The 26,282-nt window shown below is 48.8% G+C and carries 28 protein-coding genes; 10 read left to right on the forward strand and 18 right to left on the reverse strand.

The features are described from left to right. The first annotated feature begins 72 nt into the window (after window positions 1–72). The 3 genes from BMY16_RS10130 to BMY16_RS16055 are packed head-to-tail and all read left to right on the forward strand — an operon-like array spanning window position 73 to window position 2,881. The gene (locus tag BMY16_RS10130; protein ID WP_317614782.1) at window positions 73–912 is read left to right on the forward strand and encodes a cytochrome c biogenesis ResB family protein; all 840 of its coding nucleotides are present in this window, start codon (window positions 73–75) and stop codon (window positions 910–912) included. A gap of 13 nt (window positions 913–925) precedes the next feature. Beyond that, window positions 926–1,711 carry a cytochrome c biogenesis protein CcsA gene (gene ccsA / locus BMY16_RS10135; protein WP_091842173.1) on the forward strand — a complete coding sequence of 262 codons (786 nt, stop codon included), beginning with the start codon at window positions 926–928 and terminating at the stop codon, window positions 1,709–1,711. 33 nt (window positions 1,712–1,744) lie between these two features. Further along, window positions 1,745–2,881 (forward strand): nitroreductase family protein, encoded by a 1,137-nt coding sequence (locus BMY16_RS16055; protein ID WP_411267778.1) that lies wholly within the window; start codon window positions 1,745–1,747, stop codon window positions 2,879–2,881. Window positions 2,882–2,924: 43 nt separating this feature from the next. Here BMY16_RS16055 and BMY16_RS10145 read toward each other — a convergent pair whose 3' ends face one another. The 8 genes from BMY16_RS10145 to rlmN form a co-directional block, all read right to left on the reverse strand. Further along, a complete protein-coding gene (locus BMY16_RS10145) occupies window positions 2,925–3,218 on the reverse strand; it encodes a hypothetical protein (protein ID WP_091842175.1) in 294 nt (97 codons plus the stop codon). Window positions 3,219–3,290: 72 nt separating this feature from the next. Next, entirely contained in the window at window positions 3,291–3,656 is a 366-nt protein-coding gene (gene secG, locus BMY16_RS10150; protein WP_091842176.1) for a preprotein translocase subunit SecG, read from the reverse strand. A gap of 4 nt (window positions 3,657–3,660) precedes the next feature. Further along, the gene (locus tag BMY16_RS10155) at window positions 3,661–4,422 is read right to left on the reverse strand and encodes a tetratricopeptide repeat protein (RefSeq protein ID WP_091842178.1); all 762 of its coding nucleotides are present in this window, start codon (window positions 4,420–4,422) and stop codon (window positions 3,661–3,663) included. A gap of 24 nt (window positions 4,423–4,446) precedes the next feature. After that, window positions 4,447–4,968, reverse strand: coding sequence for an LptE family protein (locus tag BMY16_RS10160; protein WP_091842180.1), 522 nt, complete (start codon window positions 4,966–4,968; stop codon window positions 4,447–4,449). Then, window positions 4,952–6,178 (reverse strand): sigma-54 interaction domain-containing protein, encoded by a 1,227-nt coding sequence (locus tag BMY16_RS10165; protein ID WP_091842456.1) that lies wholly within the window; start codon window positions 6,176–6,178, stop codon window positions 4,952–4,954. Before BMY16_RS10165 ends, BMY16_RS10160 begins: the two co-directional genes overlap by 17 nt. A gap of 65 nt (window positions 6,179–6,243) precedes the next feature. Next, window positions 6,244–7,248 (reverse strand): lysylphosphatidylglycerol synthase transmembrane domain-containing protein, encoded by a 1,005-nt coding sequence (locus BMY16_RS10170; protein WP_091842182.1) that lies wholly within the window; start codon window positions 7,246–7,248, stop codon window positions 6,244–6,246. A gap of 3 nt (window positions 7,249–7,251) precedes the next feature. Continuing rightward, entirely contained in the window at window positions 7,252–8,301 is a 1,050-nt protein-coding gene (locus BMY16_RS10175) for a PdxA family dehydrogenase (protein WP_091842184.1), read from the reverse strand. 16 nt (window positions 8,302–8,317) lie between these two features. Next, window positions 8,318–9,361 (reverse strand): dual-specificity RNA methyltransferase RlmN, encoded by a 1,044-nt coding sequence (gene rlmN / locus BMY16_RS10180; protein ID WP_091842185.1) that lies wholly within the window; start codon window positions 9,359–9,361, stop codon window positions 8,318–8,320. Between the two features lie 100 nt (window positions 9,362–9,461). Between rlmN and BMY16_RS10185 the strand changes: the two genes are divergently transcribed. Continuing rightward, window positions 9,462–13,148: a DUF4922 domain-containing protein gene (locus BMY16_RS10185; RefSeq protein WP_091842186.1), complete on the forward strand. Its 3,687-nt coding sequence runs from the start codon at window positions 9,462–9,464 to the stop codon at window positions 13,146–13,148. Window positions 13,149–13,178: 30 nt separating this feature from the next. After that, window positions 13,179–14,447 carry an MFS transporter gene (locus tag BMY16_RS10190; RefSeq protein WP_091842188.1) on the forward strand — a complete coding sequence of 423 codons (1,269 nt, stop codon included), beginning with the start codon at window positions 13,179–13,181 and terminating at the stop codon, window positions 14,445–14,447. 28 nt (window positions 14,448–14,475) lie between these two features. Here the strand turns inward: BMY16_RS10190 and BMY16_RS10195 are convergent, their stop codons facing one another. The 10 genes from BMY16_RS10195 to BMY16_RS10240 all read right to left on the reverse strand — a co-directional run bounded on the left by BMY16_RS10195 (window position 14,476) and on the right by BMY16_RS10240 (window position 23,213). Next, the gene (locus tag BMY16_RS10195) at window positions 14,476–15,396 is read right to left on the reverse strand and encodes a serine O-acetyltransferase (protein WP_091842190.1); all 921 of its coding nucleotides are present in this window, start codon (window positions 15,394–15,396) and stop codon (window positions 14,476–14,478) included. A 75-nt stretch (window positions 15,397–15,471) separates the two neighbouring features. Beyond that, on the reverse strand, window positions 15,472–16,092 hold the full coding sequence (locus BMY16_RS10200; RefSeq protein WP_244513025.1) for a D-Ala-D-Ala carboxypeptidase family metallohydrolase: 621 nt from the start codon (window positions 16,090–16,092) through the stop codon (window positions 15,472–15,474). A 24-nt stretch (window positions 16,093–16,116) separates the two neighbouring features. Further along, window positions 16,117–18,864 (reverse strand): BT4734/BF3469 family protein, encoded by a 2,748-nt coding sequence (locus BMY16_RS10205; RefSeq protein ID WP_139207196.1) that lies wholly within the window; start codon window positions 18,862–18,864, stop codon window positions 16,117–16,119. 3 nt (window positions 18,865–18,867) lie between these two features. After that, window positions 18,868–19,161 carry a hypothetical protein gene (locus tag BMY16_RS10210; protein ID WP_091842193.1) on the reverse strand — a complete coding sequence of 98 codons (294 nt, stop codon included), beginning with the start codon at window positions 19,159–19,161 and terminating at the stop codon, window positions 18,868–18,870. A gap of 32 nt (window positions 19,162–19,193) precedes the next feature. Next, the gene (locus tag BMY16_RS10215; protein WP_091842195.1) at window positions 19,194–19,532 is read right to left on the reverse strand and encodes a hypothetical protein; all 339 of its coding nucleotides are present in this window, start codon (window positions 19,530–19,532) and stop codon (window positions 19,194–19,196) included. Continuing rightward, complete coding sequence (locus BMY16_RS10220; RefSeq protein WP_091842196.1) at window positions 19,522–19,902, reverse strand: hypothetical protein; 381 nt, start codon at window positions 19,900–19,902, stop codon at window positions 19,522–19,524. The genes BMY16_RS10215 and BMY16_RS10220 overlap by 11 nt, the downstream gene beginning before the upstream one ends. Window positions 19,903–19,964: 62 nt before the next feature. After that, complete coding sequence (locus BMY16_RS15340; protein WP_139207197.1) at window positions 19,965–20,330, reverse strand: hypothetical protein; 366 nt, start codon at window positions 20,328–20,330, stop codon at window positions 19,965–19,967. Between the two features lie 177 nt (window positions 20,331–20,507). Then, window positions 20,508–21,161 (reverse strand): hypothetical protein, encoded by a 654-nt coding sequence (locus BMY16_RS10230; RefSeq protein WP_091842200.1) that lies wholly within the window; start codon window positions 21,159–21,161, stop codon window positions 20,508–20,510. Window positions 21,162–21,360: 199 nt separating this feature from the next. Next, window positions 21,361–22,233 carry a hypothetical protein gene (locus tag BMY16_RS10235; protein ID WP_139207198.1) on the reverse strand — a complete coding sequence of 291 codons (873 nt, stop codon included), beginning with the start codon at window positions 22,231–22,233 and terminating at the stop codon, window positions 21,361–21,363. A gap of 383 nt (window positions 22,234–22,616) precedes the next feature. Next, window positions 22,617–23,213 (reverse strand): tetratricopeptide repeat protein, encoded by a 597-nt coding sequence (locus BMY16_RS10240; RefSeq protein WP_091842203.1) that lies wholly within the window; start codon window positions 23,211–23,213, stop codon window positions 22,617–22,619. 894 nt (window positions 23,214–24,107) lie between these two features. Here BMY16_RS10240 and BMY16_RS15940 point away from each other — a divergent pair. The 5 genes from BMY16_RS15940 (at window position 24,108) to BMY16_RS10260 (ending at window position 26,267) form a co-directional block, all read left to right on the forward strand. Beyond that, window positions 24,108–24,242 carry a hypothetical protein gene (locus BMY16_RS15940; protein WP_262987328.1) on the forward strand — a complete coding sequence of 45 codons (135 nt, stop codon included), beginning with the start codon at window positions 24,108–24,110 and terminating at the stop codon, window positions 24,240–24,242. Window positions 24,243–24,732: 490 nt separating this feature from the next. After that, complete coding sequence (locus tag BMY16_RS10245) at window positions 24,733–24,984, forward strand: hypothetical protein (protein WP_091842205.1); 252 nt, start codon at window positions 24,733–24,735, stop codon at window positions 24,982–24,984. Window positions 24,985–25,013: 29 nt separating this feature from the next. Beyond that, entirely contained in the window at window positions 25,014–25,502 is a 489-nt protein-coding gene (locus BMY16_RS10250) for a hypothetical protein (RefSeq protein WP_091842206.1), read from the forward strand. A 110-nt stretch (window positions 25,503–25,612) separates the two neighbouring features. Further along, entirely contained in the window at window positions 25,613–25,906 is a 294-nt protein-coding gene (locus tag BMY16_RS10255; RefSeq protein ID WP_091842208.1) for a nucleotidyltransferase family protein, read from the forward strand. Further along, entirely contained in the window at window positions 25,899–26,267 is a 369-nt protein-coding gene (locus BMY16_RS10260) for a HepT-like ribonuclease domain-containing protein (protein ID WP_091842210.1), read from the forward strand. Before BMY16_RS10255 ends, BMY16_RS10260 begins: the two co-directional genes overlap by 8 nt. The last annotated feature ends 15 nt before the right edge of the window (window positions 26,268–26,282 follow it).

A 26,282-nucleotide genomic window follows, 5' to 3' on the forward strand; every position in this document is an offset into this window, starting at 1 on the left:
GCAGAGGAATTTGGGGGAAAATGAGTACCTTTGTCCATTATTTGAATTCCGATGTGGACTAAACCCTGGACAATGAAAGAAGGCTTTATCATTGGAGGAGGCCTTATCTTTGCAGGACTGATACTGGAACTGAGTGTCGGCCCTGTAGTGTGGGAGACCTTTGCGTGGCCTGTCAATGGAATCGTGCTAGCTGGATTCCTGGCACTGATTGCCACCGTTTTCCTCTTGCGGAAACGAGTTTATGCGTTTCGTTTCATAGGCACCTATCAGGCAGCCATTCCCACGCTGATGTATGCTGTATTACTCACGATTATTATGGGACTGACGCGACAGACGGAGAATGGCACGTGGCTGAACAACATGCTTGTTTTCTGGCCCTTTGTGCTTATCTATGTCTATATGGCGGTGATTCTCGGCGTCACTGTACTCCGACGACTAAATAACATTCCCTTTTTGCTGAATCACCTTGGTTTGTTCATCGCCATGACCACTGCCACACTAGGCAATGCCGATATGCAACGACTGAAGATGATTACAATGGTTGGCGAGCCAGAATGGCGGGCAATGGCCCAGAATGGAGCCATCCGCGAGATGCCTCTGACCATAGAACTGAAGCAGTTTATCATGGAGACCTATGATGACGGCTCACCCAAGCGGTATGCCTCAGAGATACAGATTCAGACTAAGAGTGGCAAGAAGATTGAGACCACCGTCGATGTCAACAAGCCCGTAGAGGTGGATGGATGGAAGATCTACCAATATGGCTACGACACAAAGATGGGGGCCATGAGTCAGATCTCCATACTTGAACTTGTGAGCGACCCTTGGTTGCCCCTGGTCTATACGGGCATCTACATGATGCTTGCCGGAGCTGTTTGCATGTTTTTGAAAGGGAAAAAGGTGAAAAAGTAAAAATGGAAAGATCATGAGTTGGGAAGAGTTTATATATTTTGCGATTGCCGCGATGCTACTTTGGGCTATAGGGGCCTGGGCTGCCTGGAAAGAGAAGACGGCAGTGGCCTATATGTCGACCATCGCAGGACTCGCCATATTCTTTAGCTTTATCCTGATGATGTGGATATCGTTGGAACGTCCGCCTTTGCGTACAATGGGTGAGACACGCCTCTGGTACTCGTTCTTCCTGCCGTTGGCAGGTATCACCGTCTATTCGCGTTGGAAATATAAGTGGATACTCTCGTTCTCAACGGTTCTGGCACTGGTGTTTATCTGTGTGAACCTCTTCAAGCCTGAGATTCACTCCAAGACGCTGATGCCTGCCTTGCAGAGCCCTTGGTTTGCCCCTCATGTCATCGTCTATATGTTCGCCTATGCCGTCTTAGGTGCTTCAACAGTGATGGCACTCTATCTGCTGTGCTTCAAAAAGGGAAAGGTTTCCGATGAAGAATATGAGATTACAGACAATCTGGTTTACGTGGGGTTGGCCTTCATGACCATTGGCATGCTCTTTGGCGCACTCTGGGCAAAGGAGGCATGGGGGCATTATTGGTCATGGGATCCTAAAGAGACCTGGGCTGCCATCACTTGGTTTTCCTACCTCATTTACATCCACTACCGCCAGTTGCCTCAGCAAAAGTCCCGTCTGGCCTTGGGGATGCTCATCCTATCCTTCATCCTCCTGCAGATGTGTTGGTGGGGCATCAATTACCTGCCCGCTGCCCAAGGCTCCAGCGTACATACTTATAGTACATGATAACTTAAAGAAAAGAACTAAACTGATATGCTTATGAGAAGAATGATTTTTTGCCTGATGGCAATGGTAAGTGTGCTGACTCTTTCGGCACAAAGTATTTATGATTTTAAGGTAATAAATGATGTAGACCAGGAGGTATCACTCTCTGAATACAAGGGGAAAGTACTTCTGATTGTCAATACCGCCACCCGCTGTGGATTCACCCCTCAGTACAAGGAGTTGGAGGCTTTGTATGAGAAATACCGCAGTGAGGGGTTGGAGATTCTGGACTTCCCCTGTAACCAGTTTGGTCAACAGGCTCCTGGCACTATTCAGGAGATTCACCAGTTCTGCTCAATCAACTTCGATATTCAGTTCCCACAATTCGACAAGATCGAGGTGAACGGTGCGAATGAGGCTCCCCTCTATACATGGCTGAAGGCTCAGAAAGGCTTCAGCGGTTTCGATGTCAACGACCAAAGGGGTAAGTTTATGGATGAGATGCTCCGCAAGCAGGATGCCGGTTACGACAAGAAGAGCGACATCAAGTGGAACTTCACCAAATTCCTTGTTTCCCGTGACGGACGGGTTCTGAAGCGCTACGAACCGACGGATAAAATGAGCGATATCGAGGCCGATATTTGTATGGAGGTGAATCCTGTGTTGAGCAGCATCATGGCACGCCGCTCCATCCGCAAGTACCTCGACAAACCCGTGGAGCATGAGAAGCTGGAGGTTATCGTTCGTGCCGGTATCAATGCGCCGAGTGGTGTGAATCGTCAGCCATGGATTGTCCGCGTGGTGGAAGACCAGAAACTGATTGCCGATGTAACGGAGGTTTACAAGCAGGAGAATGCCGAACAGGTGAAACGCGATAAGGGCTTCAAGAACATGTTCCGTAACGCCCCGAATATTATCTGTGTCTGCACGCCAGCCAACGGCGGTGGTGAGTTGGATGCCGGTCTGCTTGGCGAGAATATGATGCTGGCTGCGCAATCGATGGGTCTAGGCACTTGCTGCCTGGGAGGTCCCGTGCGTTTCCTGCTGTCAAATGAGAAATGCAAGTTCTTCCTTGACCGCCTTGACATTCCTGCCGATTACAAGTTGAATTACATCATCGCCATCGGTTATCCCGACGAACAGCCAGATGCCAAACCTCGTGATGCTTCTAAAGTGAAGTTTATCAAATAATGAAGGGATTATAATTCCTGACGTGTCTTTCGGTGGGGTTCTTCTAAGTCCAGAACTCTTTTTCGCCCGTATCTTCCATCGTGCCCTGACACTTCGGACAGGTTCTCATGTCCCAGATACGGATACGATCGCTACCACATTGCAGACAGAGGCGCCCCACCTCACTCCTATAAGAAGGAGCCACATCAGCAATGATACCACCCACGACGATATTCTGGATGGTCTTACAATCGGGACATGTCATAGCTGTGATCTGCTGACGGAACAAACCACGGCCCTCATAGATTTCGGCCTCGTAACCACAAGCCTTACAGCGATATTTCCGTTTCCAAGCCATATGACTTCAATCAATCAGGCTCCCGACCACAATGGTTGAGAGCCTGAATTGTATGAGGGAATAACCTAATACTTACTGAGCGGGCTGTGCAGGAGCTGCGGGAGCCTCAGCAGCGGGAGCAGCCTCTTTCTGCTGGCTGGCACCGAAACCTGGCAGGTTGTTAGGATTGGTGGCAGGAGCCTGATAGTTCTCCATCACCGAGATGTTAGTAGTGGCCTGCGGAGCCACATAAGCACAAGCAACACTGATGACTACCATGAAGGCAGCGAGAAACCAGGTAGCCTTCTCAATGAAGTCTGTGGTCTTACGCACACCACCAATCTGGTTGTAGCCTGAGAATTGAGATGCGAGACCGCCACCCTTAGATTCCTGAATGAGCACAATGCCAATCATCAGCAGTGCTGCAATTACGATAAGAATTACAAATAATGTGTACATTTTTTTAACTATATTTTTTATTATTATTTATTATCAATTTCTCTAAAAATCGTATTTGGTCTGCAAAGTAAGCATTTTTTTTCGGAAATTGCAAACTTAATCGCTGAATAATTTCAAGAGCCTTCGAATATCTGCCTTGTTTTATGTAAATTCTTGCCAAAGTCTCGGTAAAATACTCTTCTTCAGGGTCTTTTTCTACAAATTCCGCAACTTTTTCATCTTCAGGAGCCAGCAATGGACCTTCATTGAGCACAATACGACCTTTGTCACTATTTATGAATGAATCTATCAGATCCTGACCAGGCATCTGAGGTATCTCTCCGGGCATCATCTCACCCTCGGGTTCGCTCTCCATCAGATAGGCCACATAGTCTACGGCCGCATCAGCTGGTGTCGGCTTGCGTTTTTCCTTTGGTGCTTCTTCTTTAGGCATCGACTCAAGGAAGTTATCAATGAGGGAAATCGTACGTGAAGCTGATGGCTGGGCAGTGGTCTCTGCAGTCTGGCTAGCAACCGGTTTGGAAGGACGCAGACGGTAGTGGGCAGCCTCGATCATATCGAAGAGCACACGACGGTCTGTGATATAGATTGCAGCACGGCGCAGTTCCTCGTCGAAAGAGGGGTCGTGAAGCAAGAACAGGTTCTGAAGCATCAGCAGGCGAGCCGTCTGGTAGTAAGGATACAATGCCAGTATCGACCGTAACTCATAGAGCGTATCACGGTCAAGCTGCTCAGGGTGTTTGATGAGTTCTGCTATCCTTACCATTATTCATTTTTAATTATTCACTTCCTACCAGTTGGCAACCGTTGCATTGAATATCTGCTGGCAGATGTCTTCAATCATCTTCGTGACGAGTTCTTCCTGCACGGAGTTCAGCGACAGTGTGGAGTCGTAACTTTGTTGTGCCGTAAACTGCTGCTCAAAGTCTTCATTGTGGTTCACGTTATTTGTAAACCTGACGTTGACGGTGATCGACAACTCCGTCATAGCCGAATAACCCTCGGCACTGACGGCCTTGTTACGCTGTTCATAGCGCGAAATCTCACCCTCAAGTTTCAGGTCGCCGTTACGCTTCACTTGTTCAAGTTTCGTATGTGTGCTGAATTCGTCCTTCAGTCTGTTGTTGAACAATGCCTGCATCGGAGCCCATACATAGCTGGCACGGATGGGAAACTCGGCTATCTGGATGGTTTTGGTCTTCGTATAATCGATGCTGGCACCGTTGAACTTATAGCTCACGGAACAGGCTGTGATGACAGCGACAAGCATCGCCGTCAAGGCCATCTTTACATATTTATTGGTCCAATCCATACTGTTTCAGTCTTCGATAGAGTGTACGGTCACTGATGCCCAGTTCCTGTGCTGCCTTCCTGCGATTACCATGGTTACGCTCCAGGGCTTTCTCAAGCATCTGTTTGCTGATATCATTGAGATTGAGGTTCTCCGGTTCTTTCTCCGGCTCGACATACTCCTCGGCAAAGGCATCCTCAGCTACAGACTGGATGGGTGCCACAGGCTGGATAGGAGCCAACTGGTTGGATGATGGTAGCTGTACAGTATTGATGGTACGGCCATGCTGTTCCTCAATCTGTTTCTTCAGGAGTTCCATCTCACGTCGCATCTCGTTCATACTGCCATGCAACTGTCGTATCATCATATACAGCGTCTCCGTCTCCTGATCGTGTGAAGCATCATTGCGGTGGTTGATGACAGCCAACTGGGTGGTCTCCTGATCCTGAGGAATAAACTTGCTCAGTACGCTGGCTGTGATTTTCCGTTCTGGCGAGAGTATCGAGATCTGCTCGGTGATATTCTTCAACTGTCTCACATTGCCAGGCCACTTATATTTCATCAGCAGCTGGCGAGCCCCCTCGTCGAGCACGATACGGTCCATCTTATATTTCTCGGCCATCTGCATGGCAAAAAGACGGAACAGCAGGATGATATCCTCTCCACGCTCACGGAGCGGCGGCATCTGGATGGGGATGGAGTTCAGACGATAGTAGAGGTCTTCACGGAAACGGCCCTCGCTGATGGCCTTGCGGATATTCAGGTTCGTTGCAGCGACGATACGCACATCGGTCTTTCTCACTTCAGTGGCACCCACAGGGATATACTCACCCGTCTCGAGCACACGTAGCAGCCTTGCCTGCGTAGCCAAAGGCAGCTCACCCACCTCATCGAGGAACAGCGTTCCCTTATTGGCCACACCGAAGTAACCAGGTGAGTCGTTGATGGCACCCGTAAAGGAGCCCTTTACGTGGCCGAAGAGTTCTGAGTCAATGGTTCCCTCGGGGATGGAACCACAGTTAATGGCAAAGTACTTCTCTCGGCGGCGCGGAGAGTTGTCGTGAATCACGCGGGGGATAATCTCCTTACCTACACCACTCTCACCCACGATAAGCACACTGAGATCTGTCGGCGCCACCTGAAGGGCTACGTCGAGCACATGGTTCAAAGCATCGCAGTTGCCTACGATATTGTACCGTTGTTTGATGGTTTGAAGTTCTGAAGTCTTCATTGAGCTGACAAAATTACACATTATTTCTGAATTATCTGCAATTTTGGCAGATTTTTAACGCAAAATCACTTTTCTTTCTTGTCGAACTTGATCAGCAACAGTCCGATAGCCGTCCAAATAAGTTCTCTGACCCTCACTAAAAGTGCCACGAAAATACCTGCCTGGGCCGTCATACTGAGACCTTCCGTCGACATCAGGAAGCCACCCTCGCGCCCTCCTAACTGCAAGGGCATGAAGAAAAGCATATTGGCGAAAAGCGTGGTAAAGGCATAGATGAGCACACACTGTGGAATCGTCACACCGGGCATAATCACCAACAGGATGAAATAGATCTCCAGTGTGGAGAGTAGTCGGCAGGAGAGTTCCAGAAGCACGGCAGCCACAAACGTACGTGGATTCTGATTGTGGAGGGCGGCAATCTGCGCATCCACCTCAGCCAGTTTTTCCCTGTTACGCTCCACAAAGGGCTGTGCCCAGCGCTTCACCATGGGGAAATGACTCAGAATGTTCATGCCTGTCACAGCAATACCCCTGCGGTAGCCTATCTGAAAGAACCATATCACAACCAGTGCCACACATGCGATAATCGGCAATAGCACATAAGTGAGCGGTGTCATCTTCTGCGTCAGTATATACAGCGGCACCGAGAGGAGCCACAGCCAGAAATGACTGTAGATATGGGTCATCACATAAAGAATCACCGACGATGAAGCCCGCTGGGTACCGATTTTCGGTGCGAGCGACATGATACGGTAGGGCTCGCCGCCCATCAGTCCGCCAGGCGTCGCATAGTTCAGTGCAAAAGCCGAAACGGTGATCTTATAGAGCCACCAGAAACCAATCTTACATTTGCGGCAGACACCCTGTTCATTACCGATGCTGTCGATAATCAGATACCAGGAATAGGTATTAATGATATAAAGGAATCCCCAGAGTACAAGGGCATTGATAAACCAGTAGCCGGCATGTTGGACACCCGCCCAGACTTCCTTGAAGTCGAGTTGGGTCACCATGACAATCAGCACCAGCAGACCGAAGATGAAAAAACCGTTTTGGTATTTCTTCTTCATCCGCTATTCCTCTTGTGGAGTCTTGGAGTCTTTCGCCTTGGGGATGGCAAAGCGCACTTTCTCGCCGTCCTCGCGCTTCTCATGATAGAGTTTGGGCAGCGGATGTGCCAACGGCTCGTCATAGTCGATGCGATGACGATAGATGTCGACAGCGGTATAGATGGCATGGCGCAGGGAGTCCTCACTGGCAATGCCTTTTCCGGCAATGTCGAAGGCAGGCCCATGGTCGGGGGTGGTACAGATGGCCGTAATGCCGGCTTTCAGCTTCACACCGTATTCCTGTGAAAGGGTCTTGAAAGGCACAGTGCCCTGATCGTCATACATTGCCAGCACACCGTCGAAATACTCATACTGATGGTTGCCGAAGAAATCGTCGGCAGCAAAGGGACCGAAAGCCTGGATACCCTCTTTCTCCATCGCCTCGATAGCGGGACGGATCACATCCTTCTCCTCTGTCCCCTCCTGCGGATTCAGGGCCAGCACAGCCAGACGCGGATTGGAGATACGGAAGTCGCGCTTCAGACTCGTGTGAAACAGCCTTCCCTTCTCGGCAATCTTCTCCATGCTCAGGGCCTGAGCCACGTCCTTAATAGGCAGGTGGTTGGTAACCAGACCGATACGCACCCTATCGCCTAACATCACGAGTAGCGACTTATCCTCCTTGGCAGGGTTAGGATTAGGTCTCACAGGAGCCAGCACCAGCACATCGTAGAGACCTTTCTGCAGGTCTTCCTTGGCACGCTGCATGGCCTTTTTGGCAGCCTCAGCCGACTCGTCGGTAGGAACACCGAGTTCCACCTTCACCTCATCGTCGAAGGTGGCCAGCAGGTTCAGTTTTCCCTCACGGGCTTCTTCAGCCGAACCAATGATGCTGAAGGGAGTCTCCAGATTCATGGTCTTGCGATGAAAAGAAGCCACCTTGGGAGAACCATATATAATAGGTGTACACAAATCCAGCATCATGGGATCCTCGAAAGCCTTGAAAATCACCTCATATCCGATGCCGTTAGTGTCGCCGTGCGTGATAGCCACGCGAATCTTTCTATCTTCCATATATTTTTACCTTTTTTTATTCTTTTACCTTTTTACTTTTCATAGCTGTACTGAGCAGTCCGCAGGCAGCAAAGATGTCCTGTCCCCGACTGGCACGGATGGTCGTAAACACCCCATGCTTCGTCAGGTAGTCGCGCAACGACTCCATGCGTTTCTCATCTGCTCCGGGCAGATCCACATCAGGAATCTCGTGAAACCGGATCAGGTTCACCCTGCACTCCAGCCCCTCCAGCAGTCTGACAATCTCACGGGCATGGGTTGTCGAGTCGTTCAAACCTGCAAAACAGATATACTCAAACGAGCAACGGCGCTGATGGGTGAAATCATACTGCCTCAACAGCTCTACCACCTCCGTAATCGACATCTGCCTCTCTGCAGGCATCAGCTGCCTACGCTGCTCTGGCAGGGGACTGTGCATCGAGATGGCCACATGGCACTCGCTCTCATCGAGAAACCGTTTCAGCTTATTCTTCACCCCCACACTACTTACCGTGATACGCTTCGGACTCCAGGCATAGCCATAGTCGGCCGTCAGTATCTGGGTAGCACGCAATACGTTGTCGAGGTTATCCATCGGTTCCCCTTGTCCCATGAATACAATATTCGTCAGCGACTCCCTTTCAGGAAGGGCATAGACCTGATTCAGGATATCTCCCGCCGACAGGTTTCCTTCAAAGCCCTGCTTTCCCGTCTGACAGAAAAGACAGTTCATCTTACAGCCCACCTGGCAAGAGACACAGAGCGTGGCGCGGTCGCCGTCAGGGATATACACCGTTTCCACGAATTGCTGTCCGTCACCCACGGGAAAGAGATACTTCACGGTACCGTCAACGGAGCGCTGGCAGTCGATAGGTTCCCTGGCTCCCACGGTATACAGTTCGGAGAGCCGCTCGCGATTTGCCTTGGAGATATTGGTCATCTCGTCGATACCCATCACGTGCTGCTGATAAAGCCATTTCGCCAACTGCCCTGCCGTAAACTGGGGCATTCCCAGTTCCTTGACAGCAGCCTTCAGTTCGTCGAGGCTCATACCTAGCAATACCTTCTTTTCGCCGTTCATCGTCTATTTTTTGTGCAAAGGTACAAAAAAAATATTGAATTATTTGGTATTCTCGGAAAATATTACGAATTTTGCACCTTATTAATATACTTTTTATTCCATGAGAGAAAAAATTGACTGTTTTTTACCTTGCGACGACCTTGAAGCCGCCCAGAATACCGTCAGGCAACTTAGAGGAAACAAGACCATCCAACATATATTCCTGCTCGTCACCGAACTACTCTCAGCCGAAGACTCCAAACGATTCTCCGACTGTCAGCAGATACTCGTCGACAGTCTTGCCAGCAGCAATACCATCATGAGCATTGCAGAGAATGCCAATGCCGACTATGCCCTGCTGCAGACCAAACCCCGACAGTTGTTGCTCGGTGAACGCGCCCTGGAGCGCGCCCTCCGTGTGGCTTCCGATTCCGATGCTGCCATGGTCTATGCCGACCATTACGACATCACCGAAGGCCAGCGCAAGGACCATCCCGTCATCGACTATCAAATTGGTAGTGTTCGCGATGACTTCGATTTCGGATCGCTTTGGCTCATCAAGACGCCCCTGCTCCACACCTTTGCCATGCAGGCAGGTGAGACCGATTATCATCATGCGGGCCTCTATGCCCTCCGCCTCTTCCTGAGCCGCAATGGACAGATCTTCCACATCAACGAGAAGCTCTACACTGAGGAAGAGTTGGATACACGCGCCTCGGGTGTGAAGCAGTTCGACTACGTGAATCCCGCCAACCGCGAGGTACAGATAGAGATGGAACAGGCCGCCACGGCCCACCTGCAAGAGATTGGCGCCAAGATCGACCCCTCCTACTACCGTCGTCCGGACTTCAATGAGCAGGAGTTCGAATTCGAGGCCTCGGTCATCATCCCCGTCTATAATCGTGAGAAGACCATCTGCGATGCCGTCAATAGTGCCTTAGGACAGAAAGCCAGCTTCAAGTTCAATGTCATCGTGGTAGACAACCACTCCACCGACCGTACCACAGAACTGTTGCAAGGCTTCCACGATGAGCGCCTTGTCCATATCATCCCCGAGCGCACCGATCTCGGTATCGGAGGCTGCTGGAATCAGGCCATCAACGATGACCGCTGCGGACGCTTTGCCGTACAACTCGACTCCGACGACCTCTACTCCTCACCCAAGACCCTCCAGCAGGTGGTCGACGCTTTCTACAAGCAGAATGCCGCGATGGTGATTGGCTCCTACCGCATGTGCGACTTTGAGCTCAACACCCTGCCACCGGGCCTCATCGACCATCACGAGTGGACCGATGAAAACGGTCCTAACAATGCCCTCCGCATCAATGGCCTCGGCGCCCCACGTGCCTTCTTCACGCCCCTGCTAAGACAAATAGGATTCCCTAACACATCCTATGGTGAGGACTATGCGTTAGGACTCATTTTCTCACGCAACTATCGCATTGGACGTATCTTCTCCGAACTCTATCTCTGCCGCCGTTGGGGAGGCAACAGCGACGCAGCCCTGAGCATCGACAAGATCAATGCCAACAACCTCTATAAAGACCGTTTGCGCACCCTTGAGATCCTTGCCCGCCAACAGATGCTGCAGGGCAAACAGGATCTTACCAACGACTCACCCCTCCTGCGGTTCTTCAACCACCAGCTCGAGAAATGGGACGATGCCCGTCGCCGTTATCATGAGTTGCGCAGTGCCAAGACCCGTGAGCTCGTCGTGGGAGCTTCCAGCATCCAGGTGCAGTGGAATCCCGCCCGCATCGTCTCTACAGGTGCCAGCATCGACAAGAAGGCCATTGCCGAGCGCCCCTGTTTCCTCTGTGAGCAGAACCGCCCCAAGGAGCAGATCAAGAAACCCGTCGACAGTCATTACGACCTGCTCGTCAATCCCTACCCCATCCTGCCTATCCATTTCACCATTCCCAGCGTGAACCATGAGCCGCAGCTCATCCGCGAGGCTTATGGAGAGATTCACAAGCTGCTTGAGGAATATCCCGGCATGATGGTTTTCTATAACGGTCCGAAGTGTGGTGCCTCGGCTCCCGACCATGCCCATTTCCAGGCAGGCACCAGCGGCGTACTCCCCCTGCAGAAATCGTGGAAGCGCCTGAGCCACAACCTCACGCCCATCATCAGTCTCAACGACAAAGAAGATATCTCCCTCATCGAGGAATATCCCTGTACGGCCCTGCTCATCCGCAGCCGTTCACAGAATGGCGACGAGCAGCTGTTCCGCCGTCTCTATGAGGCTCTGCCCCAGCGCGAAGACGAGACCGAGCCAATGATGAACATCATCAGCTGGCGCAGCGACGAGGAGTTCTTCTCCGTTGTCTTCCCCCGTGCCAAGCATCGTCCCGACTGTTATTATGCCGAGGGCAGCTCACAGTTCATCATCTCTCCGGGAGCCCTCGATATGGCAGGCCTTATCATCACGCCCCGTCAGGAGGACTTCGAACATATCACGCCCGAGATAGCCTTAGGCATCCTTCGTGAGGTGTCGCTCACTGGCGACGACCTCCAGCAGGCCATCACCCGCCTCAAGGCCACCAGCGCCCCTTCATCCCTCGCCTCCCAACTCTCATCTCTCAACTCGAAAGAGCCCCTCGTCTCCGTAGGCATTGTCTCCGGACAGAAGATTGCCTTCTCGCTCAACAGCCCCTACATGGCCAAGGGCGAGGAGATCACAGGCGAGCAGACGGTAGAGTTCTCCGAGGGTGGCATCCTGTGGCGCGGCACGCTCTATCGTTACCTCACCTTCCGACCACAGGCCGACGATGCCTCCTTCTCACTGAAGGATGTCACCATCGGCGTGAATTTCCATTGGGAGCGTCAGGAGACCCAGACCTTTGAGGGCACTCTGCGCATCGTGGTCGAGGCCGATAAGATTGTGGCCATCAACGAGTTGCCCGTAGAGCGCTACCTCACCAGCGTCATCTCCAGTGAGATGTCGGCCACCTCTTCGCCTGAGTTCCTGAAGGCTCATGCCGTCATCTCACGTTCATGGCTCCTGGCTCAGATGGCCAAGCGCAAAAAGCATCAGGAAGGCACCGACGGTTTCTTCTCTTTCACGAGGAAGGACGATGAGCTCATCCGCTGGTACGACCGCGAAGACCATACCATCTTCGATGTCTGCGCCGACGACCACTGCCAGCGTTATCAGGGCATCACCAAGGCCACCAGTCCCCATGTCGAGGAGGCCATCAGTGAGACGCGTGGCCAGGTGCTCTTCTATGACAACGAGATTTGCGACGCCCGCTTCCACAAGTGCTGTGGTGGCGAGACCGAGGAGTTCCAGTACTGCTGGGAAGACACGCCCAAGCCCTACCTCGTCAGCATTCAGGATCCCTGGTGCAACACCTCCGACAAGCAGATTCTCTCACAGGTGCTCAACGACTTCGATCAGGAGACCCCCGACTTCTATCGCTGGACGGTGGAATACACACAGGAAGAACTCTCCGAGCTCATCAATCGTAAGCTCAATACCGACTTCGGCCTCATCACCGACCTCATCCCCTTGGAGCGAGGCAAGAGCGGCCGCATCTGGAAACTCAAGATTGTGGGTACGAAGAAGACCTTCACCATCGGCAAAGAGCTTGAGATCCGCCGTGCCCTCAGCGAGACGCATCTCCTAAGCTCGGCTTTCGATGTCGTTAAAAACAATGATGTATTTGTCTTGAATGGTAAAGGCTGGGGACATGGTGTCGGCCTGTGCCAGATTGGTGCTGCCGTCATGGGAGCCCAGGGTAAGACCTACGATGAGATCCTGCTCTTCTACTATCGCAACGCCCAAATCCATCGCCTCTACGAATAATTTTCAATATTCAATTTTCAATTTTCAATTATGAAAAAGCATTCCCCCTGGGCCTGGGTGCCCACCCTCTACTTCGCTGAAGGCGTCCCCTACGTAGCCGTCATGACCATCTCCGTCATCATCTACAAACGACTCGGACTGTCCAACACCGACATCACCCTCTACACCTCATGGCTCTACCTGCCTTGGGTCATCAAACCCCTGTGGAGCCCCTTTATCGACATGCTGCGCACCAAGCGCTGGTGGATCCTCACCATGCAGATCCTCATCGCCGCTGCCCTGGCCGGCATTGCCTTTACCATCCCCGGACCCTTCTGGCTACAGGGCTCCCTCGCTTTCTTCTGGCTGATGGCCTTTTCCAGTGCCACCCACGACATCGCTGCCGACGGTTTCTATATGCTCGGTCTCGACCAGCACCAACAAGCCTACTTCGTAGGTATCCGCTCCACATTCTACCGCATCGCCACGATCTTCTCCTCGGGATTGCTCGTAGGCCTTGCAGGTGCCCTGCAGGTGCTCACCCGCAGCATTAGTTTCTCCTGGAGCCTGGTCTTCTACCTTATCTCAGGCCTTTTCATCGCCCTGTGGCTCTACCACAGCTGGGCCTTGCCGCGCCCCGATGAAGACAATGAGCGCACGCAGAAGACTGCAGGCGACATCCTCAACGAGTTCTGGCAGACGCTCGTCACCTTCTTCAAGAAGCCTCAGGTGTGGGTAGGCATCTGCTTCATGCTCTTCTACCGTATGCCGGAAGGACTGCTTGCCAAGGTGTCGGCCCTCTTCCTCGTCGACAGTGCGAAAAACGGCGGTCTCGGCCTCTCCGATGGAGAGTTCGGTCTCGTACAAGGCACGGTAGGTGTTATCGGCCTTACCCTCGGTGGCATCCTCGGTGGCATCTGTGCCAGCCGCGATGGACTGAAACGCTGGCTGTGGCCCATGGTGATGGCCATCACCATCCCCGACCTCGTCTACGTCTATCTCTCCTACGCCCTTCCCACGAGCCTTGTCATCATCAACATCTGCATCTTCCTTGAGCAGTTCGGCTACGGCTTTGGATTCTCGGCTTATATGCTCTACCTGATCTACTACAGCCAGGGCGAGCACAAGACGGCCCACTATGCCCTCTGTACGGCCTTTATGGCCCTCTCGATGATGATCCCCGGTCTCTTTGCCGGAGCCTTGCAGGAAAGTGTCGGTTATCAGACCTTCTTCCTCATCGTTGTCGCCGCCTGCGTCATGACATACATCGTCTCGGCTCTCCTCAAAATAGATCCAGAATTTGGTAAAAAGAAAGCATAAATAAAGGCTTCCGATTGGAAGCCTTTATTTATATCCCCGCACCATCCTGGAATCCAGCATCGATGGCCTTCGACTGCAGGATGCGCGAATATGGCGGAACACTGTGTGTCAGCCAGATGTTACCGCCAATCACGGAGTCGTGGCCAATCGTGATGCGCCCTAAGATCGAGGCATTCGAGTAGACCGTCACGTGGTCCTCGATGATCGGGTGGCGCGGCACGTTCAGCATGTTACCGTTCTCATCGTATTTGAAGCTCTTGGCTCCCAGCGTCACACCCTGATACAGACTCACATGGTTGCCGATAATCGTGGTCTCACCGATCACCACGCCCGTACCGTGGTCTATCGAGAAATATTCGCCTATCTGAGCTCCCGGGTGGATATCGATACCCGTCTTTGAATGGGCCAGCTCTGTCATGATTCTGGGAATCACGGGCACCTTCAGCTCATGCAGTTTGTGAGCCATGCGGTAGTGAGTCATCGCGTTCATCACGGGGTAGCAGAATATCACCTCTCCATAGTTCGATACTGCCGGGTCGTTGTCAAACATCGCCTGGACGTCGGTATATAGCAACCGCTTGATCTCGGGCAGTGCATCGATGAACTCCAGTGCCTTCCGCTCCGCCTCACCATACACCTGGTCCTTCGTGCGCATCTTCTCACAGTCCTCACAGAACTGGAGCCCATGGGCAATCTGCTTCGTCAGCAACGTGGCCAACTCGTCCATATGTACGCCGATATAGTAGGAGCGGATAGCCTCGTCGGGCTGCCGCTTATTGAAGTAGTCGGGGAAGATGATGCTCTTCACCAGCTTCACAATCTGCTTCACCTGCTCCACCGAGGGCAGCGGAGCCACTGTGGCGGGCATCATTCCCACCTCTTGTTCTGTCTGTTTCGACAGCAGCGCCACATTCCTGCGCAGCGTGTCGTTCATCTTCGTTTTGTCCATATCGTCGGCAAAGGTAGTATAATTCGAATAAAATACCAAATTTATTGGGATATTTTTGAGATGAAGCTCGCTGACTTACGTTTGTATAAACGCTGTCTTTCTGCGATTGTCCTTTGGACGAACCGCGAAGTGAATCCAGTAGCGGCCCTGCTTGCTGCGCTCGATGAACAGCTCATCGTAATCTTGCTTCGTGCCATCAGAGATGTCCATGAGGATGTTCGCATAGCGCAGTGCCTGCTCAAAGCCCTCGCATCGGATATCCACCGCGCACCCCGTCAGATGATTGCTCGTCGGCGACCCGCCCACAGCCTTATTTACCTCCAGCGACCTATAGCCGCTCGTGATGATGATGGGATTGTCATCTCGAGCATCCCCCTCTTTGTCATCTCGACCACCCTCTTTGTCATCTCGACTAAGCGAAGCGCATGGAGAGATCTCATGAGATTCCTCGACTACGCTCGGAATGACAGGAAAAGGAGAGATCTCTCGACTCCGCTCGAGATGACTGGTAGGATACAACGTATTATAAGAATACCTTAAATCCTCCAACCAATTCTCACAGAGATTCTTCAGATTCTCTATGGCCACATGGCTGGGAATATTTCCGTCAGCCGTTTTCACACTCGTCTTCGTAACCTCCCCGAGCTGAAAGTGCTCGGAGAGGTGCATGTCTTTGTTAATACTTACTTTTTCCATTTTGTGAGTTTGTGAGTTTGTGAGTTAAATAAGCATTTGATTAAGTTTACGATACTTTCCTGTATCATCTCCCTCTTCAATCTTCTCTGCGAAATTATCTTCAATCATTCGCTTTATTTTCATGAAACAGGCCGTGCTTTCTGGTTTATAGCCAAAACACCTGATGACATCTTCTTTAGTAAACACGTCTGGCAGTCGATTAAAACCATCCACTGACTTCTGTTGATGTCGCTTGCCCGAAATCTGCACATCGTTGTTCATGTCGTCGAAGTACTTCTCGGCCAACACCCCGAAGAAATGCTGCTGCGTGGCATACTGGATGCGGGCTATCAGCTCACAGAGCTTCCAGTCGGTCTCGTCCACCTCATACTCTCCTTCCCAATACTTACCCTGCTGGTGAATGTGTTCCCAGTGGCGCATATCGATGAAGGGCGCAGCGAAGTTCAGGGCATGGTATGGCACGCGTTTCAACATCAGCTCGTTGGCCTCCGATTCATCCTCCGCACAGTCCGCCATGCGGTTCTTCGTCCACTGATAGAGCTGCTTCACGAGTGGCCACAGGGGCAACTCTCCTGCCCGGGTGTCGAGCTTAAAGGCCCACGTCTTCATGCGCTCCAGGCGCTGCCAGTCGATGGTGGTCTTCTCTTCGAAATCTATCATCTCGAAATTCGTCTTAGGCATGGGAATCACGGTGAGGCGGGTAGACAATCCTGAACCGAAATTCTTCTCATTCACCTTTTTCTTCAGCGCAATGGGCGTTCCGGTATAGATGTAATTCCACGTCACTCGGAACTCATCTACAGGCGAATCCGAATTCTGGTACATCTGTCCATCTTTTTCATTATGAAAAGCCTTCAGTTCCATAGCCTGCTTGTTGATCCATGAACCGCCACTCTGGAGTGTTATCGAATTATCGAGCTCCGTGTCGAATGTGAACATGTGGAGCTGCACCTCCTTACCATCCACAATCTCCTTGGCGTTGAGCATGTCCTCAATCATCTGGCCATTACTTGTTCTTGAAGGGTGTTCTCGGATAATCACTTGGGGCTTATCCTTACCCTCCTTGTTGGCAGCCTTCTTCTTGGTGTCCTTCTTATAGCGGTTCAGTGCAGCCTTACCGGCCTTATCCGCATCCACCACAGGCGTCATCAACACCTCGCAGATATCATCTGCCATCGACTTATTCGAGGCTGGATGACCAATGATGTAGAGCGAACAATTCAGTCTGCGCTCATTCTGCGGACGGTGGTAGAAGCGGTACCAGCAGCGTGTCATCAAGGTCATCATACACCCGCCAGCCACAAACATCGCCGCAGGATACTGGCTACGTTTCAACCCCGTACACACATCCCTCAACATGGGATAATCCTCAAACATCGCTTCAATCTCTGCGCCCCACTTTTCAAGGCTCGATGTAATGTCATGCGGCCCCAATCTCCCTGTTTCCTTGACTCCTTTTACAATCTCCTGATACGTCAATCCCGTAGCGGTTTTTACCGCCTCCAGCATGGCCTTGGATGGTAGCGTTCCCGCATACTTTTTTTCCTTCTCCTTGATGCAGCCCGCAGCTGATTCCACGGTCTGCTCCACGTTCTCATTGCGCTCTTCGATGATCTCCTGCACCCACGATTGGGCTTCGACGATTCGTTGTACTGTGGCCTTATCTCCATCGAGCATAAGCATGAGGTCTGTGGCCAGTTTAAGCGACTCTGTATGTCGGTTGGAGTCTGCCTTGCAGGGTAGCTTATCAGCATACCTAGCATCAATAATACTCTGTAAATCATAACCACGCCATCTTGTCATTCCATGCGTTTCCTCCCCCTTGTCATCTCGACCGAACGTAGTGAGTGGAGAGATCTCTCCATGCGCTTCGCTTAGTCGAGATGACTGAACATCCACCGTCCGCTCATTCCCAGCCCCTTGTTGAGCATCCTTAGAGGCCACAGCAGCAGTCTTAGCACGAACACCACCATCAGCACGATCATCAGCAGCGAATTGATGATGTAACGGCTGAGTTTTCTTCTCTCTATAAAGAGGTGTGAACCTCTTGTCAAATTCTTCATCATAATAATCAAACAGTTTTTCTTCATTAATGTACAATATATCCTCCTCCTTCGGAGCGAACGAATTTCGAGTCGCATCGATGCAGCTATCGTCAGCCTTGTACCCCAACCTACTTGCCATAATAATCTGATTATCAGCAAGGTTGCCTATATTCACATCCGCTTCTCCAACGATACGGATACCGAACGAACTGCTGGTGATATGTACCAGCACGATCTTTTTCATCAGCTCCTCGTCCTCTCTCAGCTTATACCATATCTGCATGGGATTCTCCACATGGTCAATGTCGAGCATAAAGAGTCCGTTCAAGTGACAATCCGCCAGTCGTCGATGACAGAAAGGTTTTCCCTTTCCCGTCTTCGTCGCATCAAACTCCCTGCATGAAAAGATGAAAGCGGGCAGATTCTCCTTCAACTCCTGTGCAAAGGCCAGCAGCTTATCAGCATCCGTCTTTTTGGCCCATGCCTCTTTGGCTGTTTTCTTCTTCAGATTCTGCTTCTTCAGCAGAAACTTCTGATAATCCGCATTGTCGAGCCATGTCTGGAGGGCTGCCACGCCCAGGGTCTTCGATGCCTCCACAGCTGCCAATATAGCGCGTCGTGCGTCAATCCTCCAGCCAGTACTACTCTTCCTGACCTGGGCCCAGAACTCTTCCTTTGTGCAAGGAAGAGCCTGGGAAAAGTGAGTATTCTCTTGGAATGTTATCATCGGCTACAAGCTTTGTAAGTCCGTGATGTAGAAAGCATTCTCATGACGCGTCTGATGGTTCTGGTCTTCCCATGTACGATGTTTCCAGAAACCTTTCACGATGTAGGGTTGGTTCTGAAAGAACTGCGTGTCACGATTCTTCGAGGCCAGTTCGCCCGTCATCTCACCATAGATCACGTCGCCACCACGCTTCATCACCACACCACGGCTCTTGAAGTATTCAGAGCTGCCGTCCTGCTTCTGATACTGGCGCTCAGAGTATGCGCCCACCTCAACGATTGTTACTAACTTCTCCATTTTTTTTACCTTTTTACTTATTTACCTTTAAATCATACTCTATCAAGTATTTCTTCCACTTCCATGACGTCCATCGCCTGCTTCAGGTCACGATGCATCAATACGCTAATCCATCTGCGACCCAGTTCCTTCTTCACCGAACTGAAGAACTTGATGCGTCGGGCACTCTCCTTCAGCCACCCTGTCTCCAGAGCACAGATCAGGCGGTCCTTGGGAGGCTCGTAGCCTGGTTCTCGCGACTTGCGATTATACGCGTTGAAAGTGATACACCCCGTAAAAGCATCCCGATACATCGAACCCTCTACATGTTTGCCTTCTACAAGGCGCTCCAGAATAAAATCCGGAATAAAAATATACTTCTTAATATTCATTCTTTACCTTTTTACCTTTAATTATTTCTCTGATTTTTGCCTCATCACCACATTTGGTAACAATCATTTCCATAATCTCACGAGTGCCCTTACAGTTACAGTCTACAGGCTCTTCATCCAGATAATGTACATAGATGACACCCTTCCAACTGGTCATCTCTACAGGATGATCCGTGGGGAAAAGGTTGATGATGTCATGATTCCAGGGACTGTTCTCTCTGTTGTCAAAATCCAGATGCAACTGGCAGTGATCAATTCTGAAGAGTGCATGCCTCCCATACTTTTGCAACATCTTGATGACGTTCTCTGGAGATTCCAGGGTCTCCTTGACAAACTCTGCTATCTTTTCTTTTGATAAATACTGAATCATTTTTTACCTTTTTACTTTCTTACCTCTTTACCTTTTCAATCTTTCATTCTTTCATTTTTTCTCTAGAAATCCATAATAATCTCTCCATACAGCCTCTTGTATCGCTTCTGGATAGTCTCGTTCTTCAGCATGGCGAGGGGATATCCCTTTGCCTCTGCTTCTTCGATTCGCTGGTTCTCGAGGGCTCGAATCCTTGACACATACTTCAGATAATCGTTGCTCTTCATCTGACCCCATCTGGCTCCAGATCTGTTGAGTCTGCTGTTCATTTTCCAACACTCGCAACAGTTAGTCTTGTAGACATATTTTCTGTGTTTTCTGCAAATGCGAAACCCCTCGTCAGTGACGAATCTATGCTGGCACGAAGCGCAGCACTTCTTGATGGCAATGTAATGGCAGTTCAATTCTGCATAAAATGCTTTTTTCATTTTTACCTTTTTACTTTTTAAAACTTTACCAGCTTTCAGCGGTCCGGACTTTCGCTTACTTGCTTGTTTGCGTTGGCAAAATTACAACACAAAAAAAATGACGGGGGTAAATCCCGTCATTCCGTCTTTTTTCCGTCTTTTTTCCGTCAAATCAGAGAAAAGTCCGTCATTTTTCCGTCAAATCTGCTGTTTAAGTATCTCCCAAAACGTGTCACACAAAAGACCAAAAGGATTATAATCCATCTCGTAGTATGCCTCGTCATCATCATCGTATTGCATATCACGACTGAAGTTCTTAATCACATTCTCATTGATCCAAAGTCGCGCTGGCCAGTCCTTGGGTATGGCAGATTTTGCAAAGCTGAGGAAATCGCTCTGCGAGAGGCCATTGTCCAATCGGTCTCTTACCACCAGGTAGACACCCTGCCACTGGTTCTTAAATCGGAAGAGCTTGGGATAGTTCACTCTCAGAATCATCAGACAATCCCTGAACAAAGCCACTCTGCCCTCTATACTCATAGCCCTATACTTCATTCGAGCCTGGTCTTCGAGGCTGTGGTGGGTGTTACGGTTGTTGTCACACCCCTCCTCGTCAGTCTGCTTGGGTGTAGGGATGGGCATCACGCCATACTGGGCTCTCACCTCGTTCACCTTATTGATATAATAGGTGAGCCCATACATGGTGCCATGGGCCAATAGCGAAGTCAGATAGTGCTCCGCCAAGGCATAGCTCCCAGCATTCCTTGCCATGCTGACCAACTGTTCATCACTGATTCTGACACCATCATGCCAGACGTACTCCTTTTCATTCTCATTGAATTTCTGACTCATATCCTTTTTTGCGTTACGAGTGCAGAAAGGCCTCTCTTTACTCTTAGATTATTTTTGTTTTTACAAGCATTATTTTAATGCGCTGCAAAAATACACGATGTTTTTCAAAGAAAAGACAAAAAGAAAAGGTATTATCCATAAAACCTGATAATACCTTTTCCCACCTTATAAAACCTTATAAAACCTGCAAATCTCCTATTCAGGCAGACTCTTGATCTTCTATGTATAGTATACTATTTTCAAAATCTTCATTCAGCTTCAGATACAGGAACTCGTCCTTACAACTGGTTCTTTGACTGTTGGTCCAGTCATTATACCGATTCTCTTTCAGGATCCCTTTCAGCTCAGAAAACTCCTTGATGACTGCCTTATAGGGGATATGATCAGTCATCTTGCTATCATATAGCACCCTGAAAGGCATGGACAATTCCTTTTGCGAAGTCAATCCCTTTAAGACACGGTGAAGCCAATTGACGATATGATCCCTCCTATTTATCTTAATATAGAACTTGATATTATCCGACTTCTTGCTTCCCCTAGTCTTTGCCCTCTCCTTCATCTTATGATGTTCTTCCAGCGAATCCTCAAAGCCTGCCTTTATCAGGTTGGCTCCCTTTATCTGTCGAAGTTGATAATCATACGAAAGCGTATAATCCCAACTCCACGTGATTGTTTCGTCAGGGCTTTCCCATGGCTCCAGCATCACCTCCTGACCTGATCCCTCGAGAGCCCAGTTAAAAGCTCTTGTCACCATCTCTGCCAGATAATCAGGATTTCGGACGATGGTGTCGTATCGCTCAATGACCAGATAGGGCTCCTTATACAAATAAGAATTCAGGAGAATCCTGACATAGGCAAAATGCACCCTGTCATTAAACTGGCCAATCACCAGCCTTGTGACGCCATTGGCAGGACTGTCTTTATAATGCCGGTAAAACGTCTTCTTACTTCTTGGGTGTATGAACTTGAACTCCTTCTTTTTACGAAGGTCATCATCCAGTGCCTTTACCAACACATCCCATTTGTCCGTAGGTATGGGATTACCAAAAATATCACGCTCAGTTTTAGCCAAACGGATTTTGTACAATTTCGAAGTATACGTAAATTTTTCCACTTTTTCAATTCGTTATTAAATAAAAGATTAAAGATACTTTTACCACATAAGTAGCAGACAAACAAGCGGGCAAAAGCAGAAAGATAGCAGAAGTAGAAAAATAGCAGAGGCGATCGCGTAGTAACACATCAAACCCCAACAGGCATCGGCAAACGCCCAGTGAAAAGCCGGAATAGAACCTTGCTCACGCCTCTGCCGAGGTATGAGTAGGTAGCATCGCTTTTCACTAGTGTCTAAGTTGAAATTTTGCCGATTTCGTTGGGGACTTAAAGCTCCTAGCTCTGCTATTTTCTGTGTGCAAAGATAATAAAATTATCCATGCCACCCAAATTTTCTATGTATTAATTTGCATTTTTACTTAATACTTTCTCCATAATTGGCCCAGGTTGGGTAATCATAGTCTCAATGGTCATGAGGTCGATATCAGCATCATCCCTAGATTGGCCTTCCATTTGGATAATGAAACCCATATCACATAATTGTTTGCCAACCATATTAATAAAGATGTGTTTCATCTTATCAAATACTTCCTCAGTTGAGAATTCGGACATACTGAAAATATCCAGACTGGGATCCTCGCCACTCATATCAAGATTGAAATATACCATCCCGAGTTTCTCTGGCTCGAATTTTGTGGTTGAGGGTTTTATTTCTGCTTCATTATTCACATAAAGGTATCTGAATCTAGCCTGATCATAGTCTGGCTCCTGATAATAAATGTGACACAGATGATATTTGTTCTCAGGATATGTTGGTTTCAGCCTCTTTGCTTCATCAAACTCCTTACCCTCTTTACCCTTTTGAAACTCAGTGATATCATCTATAAACAACTGAGCCAAGGCCTTCTTAGGGTCTACTTGTGGTTTGTTACTGCCACCATTACAGTTCTCAGAAAACGTCACCTTATAATGGGTAACGGTTAAAACGGAATTTTTCATTTCTCCTATTATTATTTAATTAAATTATAGTATTGCCTAATACTAGATTCTCGGCAACGAACATTTTTCAGTTTGCAAAGGTATAAAATATCTGGGAAATAACCAAAAGAATACAGCAAAAAATTTCAGTCCGATTAAAATGTGTTAAAGTTTAGCGAAATGTTTGGTAGTTTCAAAAATATATTATACCTTTGCATCGTGTTTTTCATAGTATTAGATTTAAGGTTAACAAAGGTTTGGGGACTCAGCGGAGCCCTTTTTTTATATCCACACCTTATCTATATATTATAAAAAAAATTCCCCCACCGCTTCACAGTGGTAGAGGAACCAAAACTTAAAATCAAATGATCTATTTAAAGAAGAAGGGCATAAGCCCTTTCTTCCCATAATAAATACCGGCGCATCATCACGATGGGCAACAACCATTAACCTTAACCATTAAAAAATCTATTTTAGCTTCCCTAGGAGGGGCAGACTATTTCTATTATAACTGAGATGCGCTTTTCCCAGTACGTCGATTTTCGCTTAACCGGGTGCAAAGGTAGTGCAAATCGAGCAGCCCCCCAACTAATATCGACCAAATCTTCGATTTTAAGATTCTTTAGGACAAAATTAAAGGCCAATCTGCCCTTTTGTCGCAAATCACCCACCCTGTCGCAACAAACGAACCAAGAAATCGGTTAATCCTTTGGGATTAGCCCAAAATCCCCTTACCTTTGCACCAGAAAATTTGTTCATATTGATTTTGGTTTTTAGTTATTTAGGTTAGTAATTTCTTTTTCATTGTTGATTTGTTTATTAAAACTAGAACGAGGCCTGCAGGGATGCAAGCCTCGTTCTTTATTTCTCATCTTTGGGGAACAGATCAATGACCTGTCACCGTGATTTTAGATCATGAAACAGCAGAATGAAATGAGCGCCCGCGCTCTGACAATGGAAGAGATGGAGCATGTAAATGGTGGTTTTATTGGAGGTCGTGGCAAATTCGGCCCTAAAAAAAGTAACACCCCATCACAACATAAAGACTAAATACAAAGCGTTCTGGAAAATCACTTTCCAGAACGCTTTTCTCGTCTAATACCCCATACAAGAGGTCGTTCCCATCGCTGTCAGTATCGCCGTCGAGCCTTGGGGACAGTATTTGAGTTATAGCAGCCTCATACCAAAGCACTGAAAGATATTCCAAATTATTTGGAGAATCTCATCGAGCAGGTTTTGGGAATCCGCGTAAGAGTTCGCGTATAGAACCAGCAGTATAATTTTTATATGGTGTGCCCTCCATCGGCACACCTTTATTGGTAGTCGAAGGGACAAACGCCCCCGTATGTCCGCTACGCCTGAATAAATGTAATAGGTAAATGTAAAGGTGTAAGGGCTTGTCTTTCTTCAGCCGCCATGCTTACCTTGAGGGTATGCCGAATACAAAGACGCGTACTCAAAAATAATCAGCTGCGCAGGATTTCTGCGCAGCAAGGTGCTAATTTTGCGCCATAAAACGTAATATTAGCGCAGTAAAGTTATGAAAGGTTGTCTTACTACAATTATTTTCTTGTTGAATATCGGTACATTCGGTATCGGTATTGTGGTGTTTGATGCAGCATGGGTACCAATGATCTGTGGCGAAGACACGTCAAACTATAACTTGGTGGATTTCCACTGGTATACGCTTCTCATTATGATCGTTCTTCCCATCATCTGTCTGAAACTGTTGCTGAAGGGCAGTCGTTATCTGAGTGAGTTCATCTGTAGTTTCTTTAGCAACGAGCAATGATTATTCACCTTAATTAAATATGTAGCAATATGAAACAGAAATTATTATGGCTCGCCATCGGCTTGATGATGATGGCAACGGTATCATGTGATTCAAAACAGGACATCCTCGACCAGATGGAGAAGGAAGTGGCTGCGATGCAACAAAATGTCGATACTTACACCTATGATGACTGGGAGTCTGCACATGAGCGACCCAACGACCTTCACGATGACCTGACGGATTGTGGTGACCTGACCAACGATGAGCAACAGCGACTTGACAAGATTGTTACTGATGCAGAGAAACTGCTGAGGGCTGCACAGAGCGTTCAGACGATGCGTGACCTCTGGGAGGAACTTCAGTCGATCGCTCTGACATGTACCAAAGAAGAGGCTGCCGACTTTATGTTACGCTGGATGGAAGCAAGCAAAGAGGCTGACCAATGTGAACTAAGCCCTAAACAGAAAGAAGAGATCTTGAGTCTTGTCGAAAAAATCGGCGAGTTAGGTAACGCACCTCTCCGACCTGATTTCTAATTGCCTTTTCCGTTAAAAGCGATAATAGTATAAGAAAAATTGCAGAAATCAGCCAAAAAGTTTGGTTGGTTCAAGCAGAATTGCTATATTTGCAAATAAAACGGATAGATATGCTGGTACTTCAAGACTGCATCCAGAAACTTTCCGACTTCAAAGTGGCATTTGCACAGAGGTTTGGAATCCTGAAACTTGGTATTTTTGGTTCTGTTGCCAGAAACGAGAATACCGAGAATAGCGATATTGATATAGTCGTGGAAGTGCAGAAACCATCGCTTCAACTGATGTACGAATTGAGAGAAGCCTTGAAACAACTTTTTGGTTGCGAAGTCGATCTCGTCAGATTCCGCGATTCTCTCAGACCTCTTTTTAAGTCAAACATCCAAAAAGACGTGATCTATGTCTGACAATCAACTCACCATACACGACAGACTCGAAGACATCCTGGAGTCTATTAACCTCATCCAAGAATGGAGTAAGGGACGCACCAGCGTCGATGATTTCATGAGTTCATCCACTGGTGTGATGGCTTTTAATGCGTGTGTGATGAGATTCCAGGTGATTGGCGAGCATGTAGGCAAATTGCTCAAGAACGACGCGAATCCTCTGGCAGCCTATCCCCAAATCCCTTGGCAGGCCATTTATGGACTCCGTAACATCATTTCTCACGAGTATGCTAACATCGACGAAGACATTATCGTCTCTGTGATTAATGATGATCTTATTCCCTTGAAGACCGCCATTGAGGATTTACTGAAGACGTACTAATTTTTTTTCTACTAA

Source organism: Prevotella sp. ne3005, assembly GCF_900110085.1.
In the GTDB taxonomy this organism is placed as follows: domain Bacteria; phylum Bacteroidota; class Bacteroidia; order Bacteroidales; family Bacteroidaceae; genus Prevotella.